The organism is Xanthomonas cucurbitae (assembly GCF_002939885.1).
GTDB classification, from domain to species: domain Bacteria; phylum Pseudomonadota; class Gammaproteobacteria; order Xanthomonadales; family Xanthomonadaceae; genus Xanthomonas; species Xanthomonas cucurbitae.
Window position 1 is genome coordinate 207,105 of record NZ_MDED01000002.1, and the last position, 17,281, is coordinate 224,385.

At 66.6% G+C, this 17,281-nt stretch carries 17 protein-coding genes and 1 pseudogene; 9 read left to right on the plus strand and 9 right to left on the minus strand.

All coding sequences use genetic code 11. The annotated features are described in order from the left end of the window. Positions 1-87 precede the first annotated feature (87 nt). A complete protein-coding gene (locus tag XcuCFBP2542_RS02165; protein ID WP_104601971.1) occupies positions 88-624 on the plus strand; it encodes a helix-turn-helix transcriptional regulator in 537 nt (178 codons plus the stop codon). Beyond that, positions 621-1,898, plus strand: coding sequence for a type II toxin-antitoxin system HipA family toxin (locus tag XcuCFBP2542_RS02170; RefSeq protein ID WP_104601972.1), 1,278 nt, complete (start codon positions 621-623; stop codon positions 1,896-1,898). Before XcuCFBP2542_RS02165 ends, XcuCFBP2542_RS02170 begins: the two co-directional genes overlap by 4 nt. Before the next feature lie 49 nt (positions 1,899-1,947). Here XcuCFBP2542_RS02170 and XcuCFBP2542_RS02175 read toward each other — a convergent pair whose 3' ends face one another. From XcuCFBP2542_RS02175 to egtB, 3 genes are read right to left on the minus strand one after another with little or no spacing between them, the layout of a single operon-like run. Next, positions 1,948-2,226, minus strand: coding sequence for a DUF3253 domain-containing protein (locus XcuCFBP2542_RS02175; protein ID WP_223214476.1), 279 nt, complete (start codon positions 2,224-2,226; stop codon positions 1,948-1,950). 7 nt (positions 2,227-2,233) lie between these two features. Beyond that, complete coding sequence (egtD, locus tag XcuCFBP2542_RS02180; protein WP_104601974.1) at positions 2,234-3,220, minus strand: L-histidine N(alpha)-methyltransferase; 987 nt, start codon at positions 3,218-3,220, stop codon at positions 2,234-2,236. Then, positions 3,217-4,506 (minus strand): ergothioneine biosynthesis protein EgtB, encoded by a 1,290-nt coding sequence (gene egtB / locus XcuCFBP2542_RS02185; RefSeq protein ID WP_170066934.1) that lies wholly within the window; start codon positions 4,504-4,506, stop codon positions 3,217-3,219. Before egtB ends, egtD begins: the two co-directional genes overlap by 4 nt. Positions 4,507-4,571: 65 nt before the next feature. On the opposite strand from egtB, the gene XcuCFBP2542_RS02190 reads away from it, so the two are divergent. Beyond that, positions 4,572-5,759 carry an aminotransferase class V-fold PLP-dependent enzyme gene (locus XcuCFBP2542_RS02190; protein WP_104601975.1) on the plus strand — a complete coding sequence of 396 codons (1,188 nt, stop codon included), beginning with the start codon at positions 4,572-4,574 and terminating at the stop codon, positions 5,757-5,759. 49 nt (positions 5,760-5,808) lie between these two features. Beyond that, positions 5,809-6,018 (plus strand): annotated as a pseudogene (locus XcuCFBP2542_RS19930) (aminotransferase class V-fold PLP-dependent enzyme); the annotation flags it as partial. A gap of 68 nt (positions 6,019-6,086) precedes the next feature. Here XcuCFBP2542_RS19930 and XcuCFBP2542_RS02200 read toward each other — a convergent pair. From XcuCFBP2542_RS02200 to XcuCFBP2542_RS02215, 4 genes are read right to left on the minus strand one after another with little or no spacing between them, the layout of a single operon-like run. Beyond that, on the minus strand, positions 6,087-7,559 hold the full coding sequence (locus XcuCFBP2542_RS02200) for an ABC transporter permease/substrate-binding protein (protein WP_104601976.1): 1,473 nt from the start codon (positions 7,557-7,559) through the stop codon (positions 6,087-6,089). Next, entirely contained in the window at positions 7,556-8,293 is a 738-nt protein-coding gene (locus XcuCFBP2542_RS02205; protein ID WP_104601977.1) for an ATP-binding cassette domain-containing protein, read from the minus strand. Before XcuCFBP2542_RS02205 ends, XcuCFBP2542_RS02200 begins: the two co-directional genes overlap by 4 nt. A 48-nt stretch (positions 8,294-8,341) precedes the next feature. After that, the gene (locus tag XcuCFBP2542_RS02210) at positions 8,342-8,656 is read right to left on the minus strand and encodes an EF-hand domain-containing protein (protein WP_104602023.1); all 315 of its coding nucleotides are present in this window, start codon (positions 8,654-8,656) and stop codon (positions 8,342-8,344) included. 46 nt (positions 8,657-8,702) lie between these two features. Beyond that, positions 8,703-9,908 carry a DesA family fatty acid desaturase gene (locus XcuCFBP2542_RS02215; RefSeq protein ID WP_104602022.1) on the minus strand — a complete coding sequence of 402 codons (1,206 nt, stop codon included), beginning with the start codon at positions 9,906-9,908 and terminating at the stop codon, positions 8,703-8,705. 141 nt (positions 9,909-10,049) lie between these two features. On the opposite strand from XcuCFBP2542_RS02215, the gene XcuCFBP2542_RS02220 reads away from it, so the two are divergent. From XcuCFBP2542_RS02220 to XcuCFBP2542_RS02235, 3 genes are all read left to right on the plus strand, one after another. Further along, positions 10,050-10,889, plus strand: coding sequence for an ABC transporter ATP-binding protein (locus tag XcuCFBP2542_RS02220; protein ID WP_104602024.1), 840 nt, complete (start codon positions 10,050-10,052; stop codon positions 10,887-10,889). Positions 10,890-11,066: 177 nt separating this feature from the next. Next, positions 11,067-12,077, plus strand: coding sequence for a TIGR00266 family protein (locus XcuCFBP2542_RS02225; protein ID WP_104601978.1), 1,011 nt, complete (start codon positions 11,067-11,069; stop codon positions 12,075-12,077). 299 nt (positions 12,078-12,376) lie between these two features. Beyond that, positions 12,377-13,414, plus strand: coding sequence for a patatin-like phospholipase family protein (locus XcuCFBP2542_RS02235; RefSeq protein ID WP_104601979.1), 1,038 nt, complete (start codon positions 12,377-12,379; stop codon positions 13,412-13,414). A 170-nt stretch (positions 13,415-13,584) separates the two neighbouring features. Here the strand turns inward: XcuCFBP2542_RS02235 and XcuCFBP2542_RS02240 are convergent, their stop codons facing one another. Then, positions 13,585-14,067 carry an Lrp/AsnC family transcriptional regulator gene (locus XcuCFBP2542_RS02240; protein WP_104601980.1) on the minus strand — a complete coding sequence of 161 codons (483 nt, stop codon included), beginning with the start codon at positions 14,065-14,067 and terminating at the stop codon, positions 13,585-13,587. A gap of 129 nt (positions 14,068-14,196) precedes the next feature. On the opposite strand from XcuCFBP2542_RS02240, the gene phhA reads away from it, so the two are divergent. Next, positions 14,197-15,087: a phenylalanine 4-monooxygenase gene (gene phhA / locus XcuCFBP2542_RS02245; protein ID WP_104601981.1), complete on the plus strand. Its 891-nt coding sequence runs from the start codon at positions 14,197-14,199 to the stop codon at positions 15,085-15,087. A 152-nt stretch (positions 15,088-15,239) separates the two neighbouring features. After that, positions 15,240-15,884, plus strand: coding sequence for a DMP19 family protein (locus XcuCFBP2542_RS02250; RefSeq protein ID WP_104601982.1), 645 nt, complete (start codon positions 15,240-15,242; stop codon positions 15,882-15,884). A gap of 126 nt (positions 15,885-16,010) precedes the next feature. Here the strand turns inward: XcuCFBP2542_RS02250 and XcuCFBP2542_RS02255 are convergent, their stop codons facing one another. After that, entirely contained in the window at positions 16,011-17,129 is a 1,119-nt protein-coding gene (locus XcuCFBP2542_RS02255) for a GDSL-type esterase/lipase family protein (RefSeq protein WP_104601983.1), read from the minus strand. Positions 17,130-17,281 lie beyond the last annotated feature (152 nt).

The following is a 17,281-nucleotide window of genomic DNA, read 5'->3' on the forward strand; positions in this document are numbered from 1 at the left end:
ACTCCAGCAGGCCTGCTGATTTCCATGTCTGAATGTCAGCGATCGCCGACATTGCGGCAGTGTCGTCGATCGCTTACATTCGGCTACATGGACACCGTACGCACCCCTTCCGATATCGGCAACGTCATCCGCGCAAGGCGCAAGCATCTTGGCTGGGATCAGGCTCGCCTTGCCAAGCAGATCGGTGTGAGCCGACAGTGGATCGTCGACATCGAGAAGGGCAAGCCGCGCGCCGAGCTGCAATTGATCCTCAGGGCGCTGCACGTGCTGGGACTGCAGCTAGCGCTGAGCCCGGGCGCCGCTCAGGCGCAGGAGCGCGAAATGCTCGACCCCATCCCCGCCGCATCGATCAATCTCGATGCAATCCTTGAACGTCACCGCGGCACCCTGCCGCCAGGCACCGGCGTTGCTCATCCATCCAACAGCGCCACCCCCAGGTCGTTCTCCGCCCTGTCGCAACAAGCATTCAAGACCGCGTACTCGACTATCGATACATTCCAGAAGCGGCATCCAGCACACGGGGTCTTGAAAAAGCAGTTTTCGGTGCTCGATGAACCGAAGGTCGTTGCTACAGCAAAAAAATCCGCCGTCACGTCCGCCTCGAAGAAAAAGGACGATCGATGAGGCTATTGACGTTGATTGGAGATCAGGTGATCGGTCATCTGAGCTCCGACGCGCATGGCCGCCCGCTATTTGCCTACACACGCGATTGGCAACGATCGAAGAACGCGTTACCGCTTTCATTGAATCTTCCCCTCAGCCGGGAAGATCACCCAACCGCGGCCGTTGGTGCGGTGTTGTGGGGCTTGCTGCCCGACAACGAAACGACAGTGCAACGCTGGGCCTCCAGATTTCAGGTCTCGCCGCGCAACCCGCTTGCCCTGTTGGCGCACGTTGGTGAGGACTGTGCCGGGGCGGTGCAATTCGTCACCGAAGACCGGCTCGCGGACGTGCTGTCCGGCGCCAGCGATAGCATCGAAGTTCTGACGGATGCCGAACTGGAAACGCGCCTGCGCAGACTGCGTCGCGACATTGGCGCGGCACGTCAGGTCGATGATGTCGGTCAGTTCAGCCTGGCCGGCGCGCAGGCAAAGATTGCCTTGCTGCATGATGGGCGGCAGTGGGCCATCCCGGCCGGACGCATCCCGACCACGCACATCCTCAAACCACCGAGCGGCGAATACGACGGGTTCGTCGAAAACGAGCTGTTCTGCCTGCGCCTGGCGAACAGCATCGGGCTACCGACTGCGGCCTGCCAGGCGCTGCGCTTTGGCGAGGAGACCGCCATTTGCGTCGAGCGCTACGATCGTCTGCAGATCGACGGAACGCTGCTGCGCATCCACCAGGAAGATATCTGCCAGGCGCTGGGAGTGATGCCGCAGATCAAGTATCAGAACCAGGGCGGCCCTGGCGTTGAGGCGATATCACAGCTCTTATGGACGCACTCGTCGCAGCCGCGGCAAGACGTCGAAACCCTGTTCCAGGCGCTGGCCTTCAATTATCTGATCGGCGGCACCGACGCACACGCGAAAAACTATTCACTGCTGCTCGGCCAGGGCGGGCAGGTTCGTCTGGCGCCGCTCTACGACATTTCCAGCGCTCTGCCGTACCCGCAGCTGCAGCGACGTCGGATCAAACTGGCAATGAAGATGGGCAGCCATTATCGCTGGTGGGACATCCGTCCGAGCGACTGGGTACAGGTCGCCAGCACATTGCGCCTGGACGCATCGGAGTGCCTTGCATGGATGCACCGGGTCGCCAGCGACATGCCAGATCGCGCGCAGGAACTGCTTGTTGCGCTTGCGCGGGAAGGCGTCGCGCACCCGATCCTGGAAGCTCTGGTGGGGGAAATCGCCAACGCATGCAGCCGCATGCGCAAGCTGTTGCAGCCGGATTGATCGGTTCGATGCGATCACACGGCAGGTGGCTTATCCAATCCACGTAGCGTCAATCGAAGTGCGGCCCGCGCATCAATCGGATCGGCCCACGCAGCGTGGCAATCTCCACGCGCTGCCCCTGTTGGGTGATCCGCACGATGCCCTGCTCCGCCGCCTCGGCTGCCACCGCGCGCACCTGCGGCATCAAGGCACGCCACACCGCCGCGTCATCGCTCAATGCACGCGCAACCTCCGAAGGGCAGATGGAGTGCTGCGGCCGCCGCTGTGCGAGCAGCTGCCGCATGACCGCGACAATCTGCGCATCGGCCGGCCGCTGCTCGCTGACCACCTGCGGCTTACAACGGACGCAGCAAACGCAGACCGAACCAGTCTTTGGCATCGTTCCAGCCATGGGTGACCTTGAGCCCGGCCGCAGCGGCCAGCTCGGCGAAACGCGCATCGGTGTACTTGTAGCTGTATTCAACCTGCATCGCCTCGCCTTTGGCAAAGGTAAATTCCCGTCCACCCACCTGCACGCGCTGGTCGCGCTGGCTGATGAGGAAGGTTTCGATGCGGCCGCGTTCGCGCGCATACACCGCGTGGTGGCGGAAACCGTCGAGATCGAAATCGCTGCCGATCTCGCGGTTGAGCCGCGCCAGCAGGTTCAAGGTGAACTCGGCAGTGACGCCGGCAGCGTCGTTGTAGGCGGCTTCGATCAGGTCGGCATCCTTGTCCAGATCGATGCCGATCAACGCGCAACCGTCGCTGCCCATGGTCTGGCGCATTGCATCCATCAGTGCAATAGCCGCAGTGTCGGTGAAATTGCCCAACGTCGAGCCGGGGAAGAACACCAGATGCCGGCGCGCCGGGCGCTGTGCGGTGGGCAGCCGCAATGGCTTGGTGAAGTCGGTGCAGACCGGCAGCATCTGGATCTGCGGAAACTGCTGGGCCAACCGCGCGGTGCTTTCCAGCAGCGCGGTGCGCGAGATCTCCAGCGGGGTGTAGGCCACCACGTCGCGCAGGCCTTGCAGCAGCAGCTCGGTCTTGCGGCCGCTGCCGCTGCCGTATTCCACCACGTGCACGCCGGCACCGATGGCCTGTGCGATCGCGCCCATGCTGGCGTCCAGCAAGCTCAGTTCGGTGCTGGTGAGGTAATACTCCGGCTGCCGGGTAATGGCCTCGAACAACTGCGAGCCGCGCGCATCGTAGAAATACTTGGAGGGCAGGGTCTTGGGCGTTTGCGACAGCCCGGCCAGCGCATCGGCGGTGATGTCGTCCGGCTGCGGACGCAGGTCCGTCAGCGCGGCCTGGGCGCGTTGCATGGCATGGGCGGCAGCGTTCACGGCAGATCCTTGGCAAGGCGCACACCGGCAAACTGCCAGCGCGCGTCGGAGGGGAAAAAGTTGCGGTAACTGGCGCGCATGTGGCTGGCCGGCGTGGCACAACTGCCGCCGCGAAGCACCCATTGCGCGTTCATGAATTTGCCGTTGTATTCGCCCAGCGACCCCGGCCATGGCGCAAAGCCCGGATACGGCAGATACGCACTGCCCGTCCATTCCCAGACATCGCCGAACAACTGCTGCAGGCCGGTGTCCACAGCCTGCGCGCCGCGCGGATGCAAGGCATCGCTCTCGACGAAGTTGCCCTGCACCGGCACGCCTGTAGCAGCCAGTTCCCACTCGGCTTCGGTGGGCAGGCGTGCTCCGGCCCAGCGCGCGAAGGCATCGGCCTCGAACAGGCTCAGATGGCAGACCGGCGCATGCGGATCGCGCATGCGCCACCCGTCCAGGGTGAACTCGCGTCCCTGCGCATCCCAGTACAGCGGATGCTGCCAGCCCTGCGACTGCACCATCGCCCAGCCGTCGCTGAGCCAGGCGCCAGCGTTGCGGTAGCCGCCGTCGTCGATGAACTGCTGGAATTCGGCATTGCTGACCACACGGCTGGCCAGCGCATGCGTACCGACCAGCACCCGGTGACGTGGCGACTCGTTGTCGTAGGCGAAGCACTCGCTGTGCGGCCAGGCCGGCGCGCCGATCTGTGCAATCTGCTCCTCGCGCGCATGCCAGCGCACCGCGCTGCCGACGACCAGCGGCGCTGCAGGCGTATTGCGATAGGCAGGCTGCAGCGGGTTGCTCCACAGCGCGTGCTTGATATCGGTCAGCAGCAGCTCCTGATGTTGCTGCTCATGCTGGATGCCCAGTTGCACGATGGTGCAAGTCTGCGCATCCAGCAGGCCGTCGCACAGGCGTTGCTGCATCTGCGTATCCACCGCCGCGCGATAGTCGCGCACCTGCTGCAACGACGGTCGCGACAACACGCCGCGGCGCGCGCGTGCATGCATCGGGCCCACGCTCTGGTAGTAGCTGTTGAACAGGAAATCCCAGGCCGGATCGAACACGCGGTAGCCCGGGTCGGCCTGCAGTACGAACCGTTCGAAAAACCAGGTGGTATGTGCCAGGTGCCATTTGCTGGGGCTGGCATCGGGCATGCTCTGCACCATGGCATCTTCGGCGCTCAGCGGTGCGGCGAGGCGGTCGCTGAGCGCGCGGGTCTGCGCGTAGCATTCCAACAGGCGGCGCTGCTGGTGCTGGTGGTCGACCAGCAAGGGTGAGGGTGCAGGCATCGTCATATGCTTGGGGAGCGCCCGTGAACGCGCCGTGTCGGTGCGATGGCGGTCAGCGGTAAGCTGTCGGCATGTCATCGCCCTTGTTGTCCAGCCCGCTCCCCATCCCTCTGGATTGGGCACACCGCCAGCAGGCATTCGCGCTCCCCGATGAATTGGTCTACCTGGACGCCGCTTCGCGCGGGCCGTTGTTGCGCGCGGTGCAGCAGGTAGCGCATCAGGCGGTGGATGCACTGGCCACGCCCTGGCGATTGCCCTTCGATGCGTGGCTGCAGCAGATCGAACAGCTGCGCACGCTTGCGGCCGGCCTGTTCGACCACGATGCCGACGCGGTGGCCTTGCTGCCATCGGCCGCACATGGCCTGGCCACGGCCGCACGCAACCTGCCACTGCAACGCGGCGACGCGGTGCTGGTACTGGAGGGGCAATTCCCGTCCAACCTGCTGATCTGGCAACGCCGCTGTGCGGAGGTGGGTGGGCGGATCGTGGCGGTACCGACCAGCACCGGCACCGTGTTGACCGATGCGGTATTGCAGGCGATTGCCCAAACTCCGGCGCTGCGTATTGCCAGCCTGCCGCAGGCGTATTGGCTGGATGGACGACAACTGGATCTGGACCGCATCAGCGCCGCGCTGCAGGCTCGCGGCGCGGCGCTGGTGCTGGACCTGAGCCAGAGCCTGGGCGTGTTGCCCAACGACCTGCCGCGCTGGAAGCCCGAGTTCGTGGTCAGTGTCGGCCACAAATGGTTGCTGGGGCCGATGGGCTTGGCTTGGCTGTGGGCGGCGCCGCACTGGCGCGCGCAGGGTGTACCGATCGAAGAACACTGGCTTGGCCGTGATGCCGGCAGCAGTTGGGAATTTCCGAGTGCGCAAGCGCCGCAGTATCGCGACGGCGCGCGCCGCTTCGATGCAGGGGGCGTTGCCGATCCGTTGCGCATTGCGATGGCGACGGTGGCGCTGCAGCAGGTCAGTGCATGGCAGCCGGTGCGCATCGGGCAGGCGCTGGGCGCGCTCACCGCGCAGTGGGATGCGGCCCTACAGGCCCGTGGGCTGGGCAGCTGGTGCCCGGCGGGGCACGCACCGCATCTGACGGCCCTGCAGCCGCCAGCATGGCAGTTGGAAACGGTGGCGAAGACCTTCGGCGAACTTGGAGCGATCTGCACGCGGCGGCATGGACGTCTCCGTATCGCACCGCATGTCGGTGTTGCCGAAGATGCATTGCTCAGCCTGGTTGCAGCGCTGCCAGATCAGCATCCGTAGAAGCGGACCCGGCCGCGACCGGCATTGCCGGGAAACGCCCGGTCGCGGCCGGGTCCGCTCCTACGGGCTCTGGCATGCACCGCATCTGACGGCTCTGCAGCCGCCGGCACGCCAGTTGGATGCAGTGGCGAAGACCTTCGGCGAGCTTGAAGCGATCTGCACGCGACGGCATGGACGTCTCCGTATCGCACCGCATGTCGGTGTTGCCGAAGATGCATTGCTCAGCCTGGTCGCAGCGCTGCCAGATCAGCATCCGTAGGAGCGGACCCGGCCGCGACCGGCATTGCCGGGAAACGCCCGGTCGCGGCCAGGTCCGCTCCTACGGGTTCATGATGGTTGGCGGATGCGCAGCCCGCGCGGCGTGACCCAGCGCTCCAGTCCTCCGAACACGGCCTGTACCAGCAACGCCAGCAGCGCGGCAGGCACCGCCCCTTCCAGGATCAGGCCGATATCGTCCAGGCGGATGCCGGTGAGGATGGGCTGGCCATAGCCGCCCGCGCCGATCAGCGCGCCCAGCGTGGCGGTACCGACGTTGATGACCGCTGCAGTCTGGATCCCGGCCACGATCGTGCGGCGTGCCAACGGCAACTCGATGCGCCACAGCCGCGTCCACGCCGGCAGGCCGATCGCCTCGGCGCTCTGGTGCAGCTCGCGCGGGATCGAGGTCAGCCCGGCATGCGTGTTGCGCACGATCGGCAGCAGGCTATACAGCAACAGCGCCGCAATCGCCGGCTTGGCGCCGATACCGAACAGCGGAATCATGAAGACAAATACCGCCAGTGAGGGCAAGGTCTGCAGTACGCCGGTCAGCGACAGCACCAGCTGGCCCAGCCGTGGCCGTCGTGCCGCCAGCACGCCCAATGGCAGGGCAATCAGCAATGCCAACCCCAACGAGCTGCCCACCAGTGCCAGATGCTCGTGGGTGTAACGCCATAGCCGGCTAGTGCGCGAGGCGGTGTCCGAGACAGGCTTCACGCCCAGCCATTGCGCGGCCACCGCAGATTCGGGCTTGCGCTCCAGCTTCACCTGCGCATTGAGGTGCTGCATGGCCGCTTCGTCGATGCGTCCCTGCAGGCCTTGCAAGGTCTCCAGCATCTGCGGCGCACGCTGTGCCAGATCCTTGCGGTACAGGAACACAGCCTGGTACTCGGGAAAATAATGGCGGTCGTCGCGCAGCACCTGCAGGGTGTAATACGCAATCTCCGCATCGGTGCTGTACAGATCGGTGACCTCGATCGCGCCGCTGTGCAGCGCGCGATAGGCCAGGTCGTGATCCAGGCCGGTGGCGGTTTGCGGCAGGGCATAGGCGGCGCGCACGCCCGGCCAGCCGTCGGCGCGCTGCATGAATTCGTTGCTGAGGCCGATCTTCAAGCCCGGGTGGCGCGCCAGTTCGGACAACGTGGTGATGCCCAACGCCTGCGCGCGCTCGCGCCGCATGCCGAACGCATAGGTGTTCTGAAAGCCGAGCGACTGCGTCATCGCCAACCCGCGCGCGTCCAGTTCGGCGCGCAACTCGGCGTGGCTGGCCTTGGGGAGTTGCAGCAGTTCCTGTGCCAGGGTGCCGGTGTATTCAGCATAGGCATCGATCTGCCCGGTTTCCAGCGCGCGCCACAGGATGCGCGTGCCGCCGAGCTGGGCGCGATGTTGCACATCCACCCCATCGCGCTTGCCGGCGGCAGTGGCGATTTCGCCCAGGATCACCGCTTCGGTGAAGTTCTTCGAGCCCACGTTGACTTGCGCGGCGTGTGCGCCCAGGCTGCACAGCAACAGCAGCACCGCCACCACCGCACGCGCGATCATGCGGCGTCGCCGATGCTGCGCTGCGCACTGAGAAACCGCTGCACGAACGGGTCGGCCGGGTGCTCAAGCAGCGCGCGCGCACTGCCCTGCTGCACCACGCGGCCGGCGCGCATCAGCACCAGGGTGTCGGCCAGATACGCCGCCTCGGCGACATCGTGGGTGACCAGCACCACGGTCTTGCCGAGCTGGGCAAACAGCGCGCGCATCTGTGCCTGCAGGTCGTAGCGCACGATGGGGTCGAGCGCGCCCAGCGGTTCGTCCAGCAACAGCGCCGGTGGGTCGAGCATCAACGCGCGGATCAGGCCAACGCGCTGGCGCTGCCCACCCGACAGCTGGGCCGGATAGCGCGCCAGCAACTCCGGCGACAGCTGGCACAGCGCGCACAACGTCTCCACGCGTGCGTCGATGCGCGCGCGCGTCCAGCCCAGCGTCTGCGCCAGCAACACCACATTGCTGCGCGCATCCAGGTGCGGAAACAGACCGCCTTCCTGGATCACGTAGCCGATGCGCTGACGCTGCGCCTGCAGCTGCTCGCGTTGCAGTGGCGTGCCATCGAAGGCAACCGTGCCGCTGTCGGGCCATTCCAGCCCAACCAGCAGGCGCAACACGCTGGACTTGCCGGCGCCACTGGGCCCGATCACCGCCGTGGTGACGCCCCTGGCAAACGCCAGGCTGACGTTGTCGAGCGCAAGGGACTGGCCGTAGCGCCGGCTGACCTGATCGAGTGTGAACATGCGCTCGAGCGTGCCGAAGACGACGTCAGCCGAGCGCGAAGGCGCGCATCAGCGCGGCGGCGCCAGCAGTTCGCGTGCACTCAGGTAGCCGTCGCCGTTGGCATCCTGCCGCGCGAAGCGTTCGATCAAGGTGGCGCGATGCGCGGCGCGGGTGATCGGCTTGCCGCGCCGGCCAGGCAACTCCTCGCCCTGCAGCACGCCATCGTGATCGGTATCACGCTGATCGAAGGCGTAGCTCATCCAGGCCAGATATTCGTCGCGGCTGACCCGGCCATCGCCATCGGTGTCCATGCGCTTGAGATACTCCTGGCTGTCCTGCACCTGGGCATGCGCACTGCCGGCAGCGGCGCACACAAGCCACATCGCCAGCAGCAGGCGTCCGCTCGATTTGCTCGGCGTGCCACTGCGCTTACGCACCACTCAGCGCATACCCCTTGAGCCGTGCCGCATAGGCCTGCAGCGCGGCATTGCCGCTGGCTTCGGCTTCATGGCACCACTGCTGCAATTGCTTGAGCCGTTCGGAGGCGTCGTGACTGCGCGCTTCCAGCACGGCGGTCAGACGCGCGCGATACTCCACCAACGTGCGCATGCGTGGGCGCTGCGCCACCCAGGCCTGCAGCTGCGCGCGTGCATCCGGCTGCAGCCAGCGGCCATCGTCGACCAGACCCTTGCGCAGGCGGCGCGGCAACAATTCGCGCAGCTTGGCGCCGGTGGCAGCGGCTTCCTCGCGCAGTGCCGGCTTGAGCACGTTGCGCTGATAGTCGGTCATGGCCTGGAAGCGATGCGACAACAAGGCCTTGAGCGTGTCGGCATCGGGCACGGCGATGTTGGGGCGGATATCCAGCGACGGCGCCACCCGCAGCACCTTGGCAAGGCCCAGCGCCTGCAGGCCGACAATGGCGATCCAGCCGATATCCAGCTCCCAGCGCCGCATCGAGAAGCGTGCCGAACTGGGGAAGGCATGGTGGTTGTTGTGCAGTTCTTCGCCGCCGATCCACAGCGCCCACGGCGTGAGGTTGGTAGAGGTGTCGGCCGATTCGAAATTGCGATAACCCCACCAGTGGCCCAGCCCGTTGACCAGGCCGGCGGCCCAGAACGGGATCCACGCCATCTGGATCGCCCACAGCGCGATGCCGGGCAAGCCGAACAGCACTGTGTTGATGACTGCGAGCGCGATCGGACCGGCATTGGCGTGCGGCGTATACAGATGCCGTTCGATCCAGTCCGACGGCGCGCCCTTGCCGTATTGCTCGATGTCCGCGCGCTCGGCACGCGCCTGCCGATACAGCTCCACGCCGCGCCAGAACACCTGGCCGATGCCCTTGGTCTGCGGGCTGTGCGGGTCTTCGTCGGTTTCCACCTTGGCGTGGTGCTTGCGATGGATCGCCACCCACTCGCGAGTAATCATCGAGGTGGTGAGCCAGGTCCAGAACCGGAAGAAGTGCGCCAGCACCGGGTGGAAATCCACCCCGCGGTGCGCCTGGCTGCGATGCAGGTACAGGGTTACCGCAAAGATGGTGAGCTGGGTGACCACCAGCAGCACGGCCAGCATGCCCCAGGCACCCAGGCCGGCCACGCCGGAGGTGAGGAAGTCGATGATCGGGTCGGGCAGCATCGGCAGTTCCACTGCGGCATCTCGTTGGTTGGTACAGACATGATGGGGGCGATCGCGGCAAACTTCACCCTTCGCTTGCGTAGGGTGTTCCCGCATTCCTAACGCGGTTCACACCTCTCCCGCCACTGCCCGATGTTGCGTATGACTGCTGGTGTTTCTTCCTCTGCTGCTACCGATACGAGCGCCCCCGCGTTGATCGAACTCGACCAGGCAAGCGTGATGCGCGGCCAGGTTCGCGTGCTGCATAGCGTGTCCTTGCGCATCGCGCTGGGGCAGCACACCGCCCTGCTTGGACCCAACGGCTGTGGCAAGTCGTCCTTCATCAAGCTCATCACCCGCGAGCTGTATCCGCTAGCGCGCGGGGACGGCCAGGCGGCGGTGAAGGTACTGGGGCAGACGCGCTGGCAGGTGGACCGGTTGCGCGCGCAGCTGGGCATCGTCACAGGCGATCTGAGCGTCAACCTGGCCGAGATGCCGGGGCTGGATGTGGAAAGCGCGGTGCTGTCCGGCTTCTTCGCCAGCTACGTGGTGCCGCCGCACCGCGAGATCAGCGACGACATGCGTGCCCGTGCACGCGAAGCGCTGACCCTGGCGCGCGCCTTGCCGCTGCTGAACCGCCCGTTCGCCGAATTGTCGGCCGGCGAAACGCGCCGCGTGCTGATCGCCCGCGCGTTGGTCAACCGCCCGCAGGCGCTGTTGCTGGACGAGCCCTCCACCGGCCTGGATCTGGTCGCGCGTCAGCACCTGCTCGACACCATGCGCCACCTTGCCCAGCAAGGCATCACACTGGTGCTGGTGACCCACCACATCGAAGAGATCGTGCCGGAGATCGCGCGGGTGGTCCTGCTGCGCGCCGGCAAGGTGGTGGCCGATGGCAGCCGCGAGGCGGTGCTGACCGATGCCAGCCTGTCGGCGGTGTTCGATGGCCCGGTGCGGGTGCAGCGCGATGGCGAGCGTTACTGGGCCACGGTCGGCACGTAGGCGCCGTCGCCGACGGCGGCACGCACGTCGGCGCACTGCACCACATGCAGCCCACGGCGGCCAGCGAAACCTGTCCGCTGCGGGAGCGCATGACCTTGAGCGCATGACCTTGGACAGGGGACGCAGTGGCCGCTGCCAAGGCTAGACTCCGCACACACATAGACAGGAGTCATCCCGATGGCCCAGTGGTATTTCCATGTTCCCGGACAGGCCGACCGCATCGGTCCGCTCGATGATGCCAGCGCACGCGCGCATGCCCAGCGCCAACCCGATGCGCTGGCCTGGCGCGACGGACTCGATGGCTGGACCCCGGCCCGGCAATTGGCCGAGTTGCAGAGCAGCGGCAGCGCCCCGCCACCGCTGACCGGCGCGACCGGCACTGCCGACGCCATCGATTACCGCATCGTTGGCAACGACATGCAGTTCGTCGAAGTGGAGCTGGACCCCGGCGAAAGCGCGATCGCCGAGGCCGGCGCGCTGATGTACAAGGATGCGGCCGTGCAGATGGACACCGTATTCGGCGACGGCTCGCATGCCGGCCAGAGCGGTGGCAGCGGCTTGATGGGCAAACTGCTCTCCGCCGGCAAGCGCGTGGTCACCGGCGAGAGTCTGTTCACCACCGTGTTCACCCATGCCGGCAGCGGCAAGGCCAAGGTGGCGTTCGCCGCGCCCTACCCCGGTACGGTGCTGGCGCTGCGCCTGTCCGAGCACGGCGGGCGGCTGATCTGCCAGAAGGACAGCTTTCTGGCCGGCGCGCGCGGGGTGTCGCTGGGCATCGCCTTCCAGAAGAAGATCCTCACCGGCCTGTTCGGTGGCGAGGGCTTCATCATGCAGAAGCTCGAAGGCGACGGCTGGGTGTTCGTGCACGCCGGTGGCACCGTGGTGGAGCGCACGCTGGGCCCGGGCGAGCGCATCGACGTGGATACCGGCTGCGTGGTCGCCTATCACGCCGGGGTGGACATGGACGTGCGCCGCGTGGCCGGCCTGAAAAGCATGTTCTTCGGTGGCGAAGGCGTGTTCCTGGCGACCCTCACCGGCCCCGGCAAGGTGTGGCTGCAATCGCTGCCGTTCTCGCGCATGGCCGGGCGCATGCTGCAGGCCGCGCCGCAGGGCGGCGGACAGCAGCGCGGCGAAGGCTCGGTGCTGGGGGGTCTGGGGCGGCTGCTGGATGGTGATAACCGGTTTTGAGGCTTGGGTGGCGGCGCCGTTCGGCGCGGTCCTGGGGGTGGGTCGGTTGTCTTTTGGCCAAGGAGAACGGCCTCCCCCATCCGCCCTTCGGGCACCTTCCCCCGCAGGCGGGAGAAGGGCATCGCATTCTGCCCCCTCTCCCGCCTGCGGGAGAGGGTTGGGGTGAGGGCAGCGGGCAAAAGCGGGCACGCTCCTCACCCGCCAGCGCGATCGGCGCCGCCTGGACGCCTCCCGTCCAGATCAGCCGCCGTTTTCGCAGCGCGTGTATTCTCCCTCGCCTTTCCCAATACGTTTCCGCCATGACCGCGCTCCGCCGCCCCCGTTCGCTCACGCTGTTGTGCATGCTTGGTCTGCTGGCGGCCTGCGGCGGCGAGCCGCGCGCGGCCGCGCCGGCACCGCTGGTGCAGGCGCCGACGGCCGGCGCGCCCAAACCGGTGAAGATCGGTATCGCGCTCGGCGGCGGCGCGACCAAGGGCTTTGCGCATATCGGCGTCATCAAGATGCTGGAAGCCAACGGTTTCGCGCCGGTGGTGGTGTCGGGCACCAGTGCCGGCAGCGTGGTCGGTGCGTTGTATGCCAGCGGCATGGATGCGTTCCAGATGCAGGAAAAGGCGGTGGCGCTCGACCAGACCAGCATCCGCGATGTGCGGCTGTTGTCCGGTGGCCTGGTGCAGGGGCAGAAGCTGCAGGACTACGTCAACGCGCAACTCGGCGGCAAGTCGATCGAGACGTTGCGCAAGCCGTTCGCGGCGGTGGCCACGCGCCTGGAAGACGGCGAACGGATCGTGTTCGTGCGCGGTAATGCCGGCCAGGCGGTGCGCGCGTCCAGCAGCATTCCCGGCGTGTTCGAGCCGGTGACCATCGGCAACTATCACTTCGTCGACGGCGGCGTGGTCAGCCCGGTACCGGTGGATGCGGCACGCCAGCTTGGCGCCGAGTTCGTGGTGGCGGTGGATATCTCCAGCAAGGCCAGCGGCAAGAACCCGGGCGATCTGCTGGGAACGGTGAACCAGTCGATCTCGATCATGGGCCAGCGCCTGGGCGAGGCCGAACTCAAGCGCGCCGACGTGGTGATCCGCCCCAAGGTCAGCGATATCGGCTCGGCCGATTTCAACCAGCGCGGCACCGCGATCCTGGAAGGCGAGCGCGCGGCGATGGCGGCGATGCCGCAGATCCGCGCCAAGATCGCGCAGTTGCAGGCCGCACGCCGCAGCGCCGTGCGTACCGCGGCCGAACAGACCGCCGCGGCAAAACAACAGGCCTACCAGCGCTGCCTGGAACAGCGCTCGCGCTGGAGCAAGTTGCGTGGCAAGGACGAAGACTGCGTAGCGCCGTGAGGCCGCTGCCGCCGGGTGGAATACCGGGTGCCGTGCGAGATGCGCCCAGGCCAGGATCACTCGGTAAAGCATCGCGGCCTGGGCCGCTCCTACACGGGCGGTTGAAGCGCGCGGCACCCCTGCTCCTGTAGGAGCGGCCCCGGCCGCGACGCCTTACCGATCAACCGGCATCAGCCCAGATGCGACAGCGGCAATCCCTCCGGCGCCTTGACCGTGCGCAGCACGAAGCTGGAATTGACGTCGGAGACACCGGTGGCGTTGAGCAGGCGGTCGAGCAGGAAGCGCGAGAAATGCTCCAAATCGCGCACCTGCACCTGCAGCAGGTAATCCATGTCGCCAGTCAGCGCCCAACAGGCCACCACTTCGTCCCAGCCACGCACGCCGTCGGCGAACAGCTCGATATCGGCCTGGCCGTGCTGCTCCAGCTGCACCCGCACGAAGGCCTGCAGACCCAGCCCCAGTGCACGCGCATCCAGCCGCGCGCCATAGCCGGCGATGATGCCGGCGGCCTCCAGCCGCTGGATACGGCGTAGGCAGGCCGAGGCGGAGAGATTCACCTGCACGGCCAGCTCGGCGTTGCTGCTGCGCCCCTGCGTCTGCAACAGGGCAAGCAACCGCAGATCAATGCGGTCCAATGCGATGGATGGATTCATATGTTGCGCAGCAGCAATAAGGGACGCATGAATCTTGCGTGCAGTAGGGTTATTTGCGCAAGATTCGCAAGCCTGTTGCGCAGCGATCCGATTAAGGTGGAACACTGCCGCCATGGAGTTTGAGTCCGCATGAACACCGTCCCGCGCCGCGTCGAAAACCAGCTCACCGACAAGGGCTATGTGCCGGTCTACACCACGGCCGTGGTCAGCCAGCCGTGGGACGGCTATAGCAGCGACGACCACGCCACCTGGGGCACGCTGTACCGCCGCCAGCGCGAGTTGCTGGTGGGCCGTGCCTGCGATGAATTCCTGCAGGCGCAGGACGCCATGGGCATGGACGACACGCAGATTCCGCGCTTCGATGCGCTCAACCTCGTGTTGCAGGCGGCCACCGGCTGGACCCTGGTGGGCGTGGAAGGCCTGCTGCCGGAACTGGATTTCTTCGATCACCTGGCCAACAAGCGCTTTCCGGTGACCTGGTGGATCCGCCGCCCGGACCAGATCGATTACATCGCCGAACCGGACCTTTTCCACGACCTGTTCGGGCATGTGCCGCTGCTGATGAACCCGGTGTTTGCCGACTTCATGCAGGCCTATGGCCGCGGCGGGGTCAAGGCGCATGGCATCGGCGCCGAGGCGTTGCAGAACCTGACCCGCCTGTACTGGTACACGGTGGAATTTGGCCTGATCGACACCCCGCAAGGGCTGCGCATCTACGGTGCAGGCATCGTCTCGTCCAAGGGCGAGTCGCTGTATTCGCTGGAGTCCGACGCGCCCAACCGCATCGGGTTCGACCTGCAGCGCATCATGCGCACGCGTTACCGCATCGACACGTTCCAGAAGACTTACTTCGTCATCGACAGCTTCGCGCAGTTGATGGACGCCACCGGCCCGGACTTCACGCCCATCTACGCCGCACTGGCGCAGCAGGCGCAGGTGCCGGCTGGCGATGTGCTGGACAGCGATCGGGTGTTCCAGCGCGGCAGCGGCGCAGGCTGGAGCCACGACGGCGACGTGTGAGGCCACGCGCGATCAATGACATGCGGCGGCGCAAACCAGCCTGCGCCCGACCGCAGCGCACGCAGGCGGCAGCAGCGTGCGCCTGGCGCGCCGGCTCGACAGCGTCGCCAACGCACACTAAGGTCGAAGGCTGACCACATCGCCTTCGCCCAATGGACCTGACGCATCTGCGCATCCGGCGCCTGGAGCTGGACGACACCCGCCTGCTGTTCACCCTGGCCAATGGCATGCGCATCGATGAGCCGATCCAGGCCCATCGCCTGTTGCAGCGGGCCGCACCGCCGCAGCGCGCGCAATGGCAGCTCACCGAGGACGGCTACGGCGTGAACTGGCCGGCGATCGCGCCGCCCACGGCGGACGGCCTGTTCAACATGCCCGATCTGCTATGGCGCCGCCGCGCCGCACGCGCGCAGGCCAAGCTGGCAAGCCTGCGTGGACGGCTGGATGCACTCTCGCCGGGCGAGCGCGAGCTCATTGCACTGGCACGGCTGGACGCAGACATGAGCGAGAGCGGCTATGCGCGCTATTTCGATCGCTGGGACGCAGCCACCCGCAGCGCCGCATTGCAGGGCCTGGCGGCGATGGGCGCGGCGCAGACGCGGCAGGCCATCGAAGGCCTGGGCATGCTGTTCGAACGCCTGGAAGAGAACCCGGACCTGCTCAGCATCGAAGACATCCTCGATGCCATGAACGAGACCGAGCGCCAGCGCGTGCAAGGCTGGGAAGAGGTGTATTACCGCCGCGTGGGCGATCTGGCGCGGCTGGGGTTGGCGCACTACGGGGTGGACAAGGCCTGAGCGGCCACACCGCGTTGCCGGCGGCACTGTACGCGGCGCCGCTGCGAAGGCGAGCACGCTCTGCCGTCGAGCGGGCAGTGACCTGCACACCACCAGTCATGCGCAGCCAATACCGACACACAGGGCTCAGCGCGCTGGCTTGGTCATGTACGCCAGCAGCACGATCAGATCCTCCTCGCCGGTCTGCTGCAGCGCATGCGTGCTTCCCGGCCGTGTCAGCAGCGCATCACCGGCCGCCACTGGGTAGTGCTTGCCATCCAGCGCGTACAGGCCACGGCCGCTGACGATGTAGTAGATCTCGTCCTTGTCGTGCAGGTGCAGGCCGATGCCGGCGCCCTTGTGCAACACGCGCTTGCGCAGCACGAACGTCAGCCCGGGCGCGTCGGCGAAGAACGGATACGCCGTGGTGGGACCGGCACCGCCGTGCGGGCCGGGTTGTTGACGGGCGAGGTCGCGTTCGTGCACCACCAGCGAAGGATGTGCCTGTGCGGCGCGTTGCGCGGCAGTGTCGGGCGCGGCACCGCAATCGGCGTCGCGGCGCAACTGCGGTTTGAGCGCTGGTTGCAACTGCACCCAGCCGTTCACCACCAGGCAGGCGACGGCAGTGGCACCGGCGCGGCTGAAGTGGGTGCCATCGGCAATGTTCTTTTCCGGCACGAACAGGAAATACGGCTTGGCGGCCTGCTCGCCGAGCGCGCGAATCCAGTCGCTGGAGCTGGCGTTGAGATCGATCAGGCCCACGCGCTCGTCGGCGGCGAGCTGCTGCATGGCCAGGGTGTAACGGCCGTGCGTGTCGAGCAGCGCGCCGAAGTCGTAGAGCAGGCGTGCGGCCGGGGTGATCAGGATCGGGGTGGCACCGGTGGCGCGCGCAGTGGCAATAAAGCGGCGCAGCAACTGCACATAGTCGGTGTTCGGATCGGTGTAGCGGCTGGGGTCTTCGCGCTTGGCGTCGTTGTGACCGAACTGGATCAGCAGGATGTCGCCGCGTTGCAGCTCTTTTGCGATGGCATCCAGTCGCCCTTCAGCGATGAAGCTGCGGGTGCTGCGGCCACCCTTGGCATGGTTGTGCACCTGCCACTGCGCGGGGTCGAACCAGTCCTGCAACAGTTGTCCCCAGCCGGCCTGCGGTGCACGCTCCGCGCCGTACTCGGCGGCAGTGGAATCGCCGGCGATGAAGATGCGGTGGGGCGCGGCCTGAGCGAGGCCGGTGCAGAGCAGCAGCAAGGCGAGGAGCAGCAGAGGCATGGTGGCTCCGGGGAGGTGGCAAGTGCACGGCGCTGTTCCTTCTCCCTCTGGGAGAAGGTGCCCGGAGGGCGGATGAGGGCGCGGGCGTCCTGGAAATGCTGGACCGCCTTACAGTCGTCTCACGTCTTTTCCGTTTGGAGCAACTGTCTTCC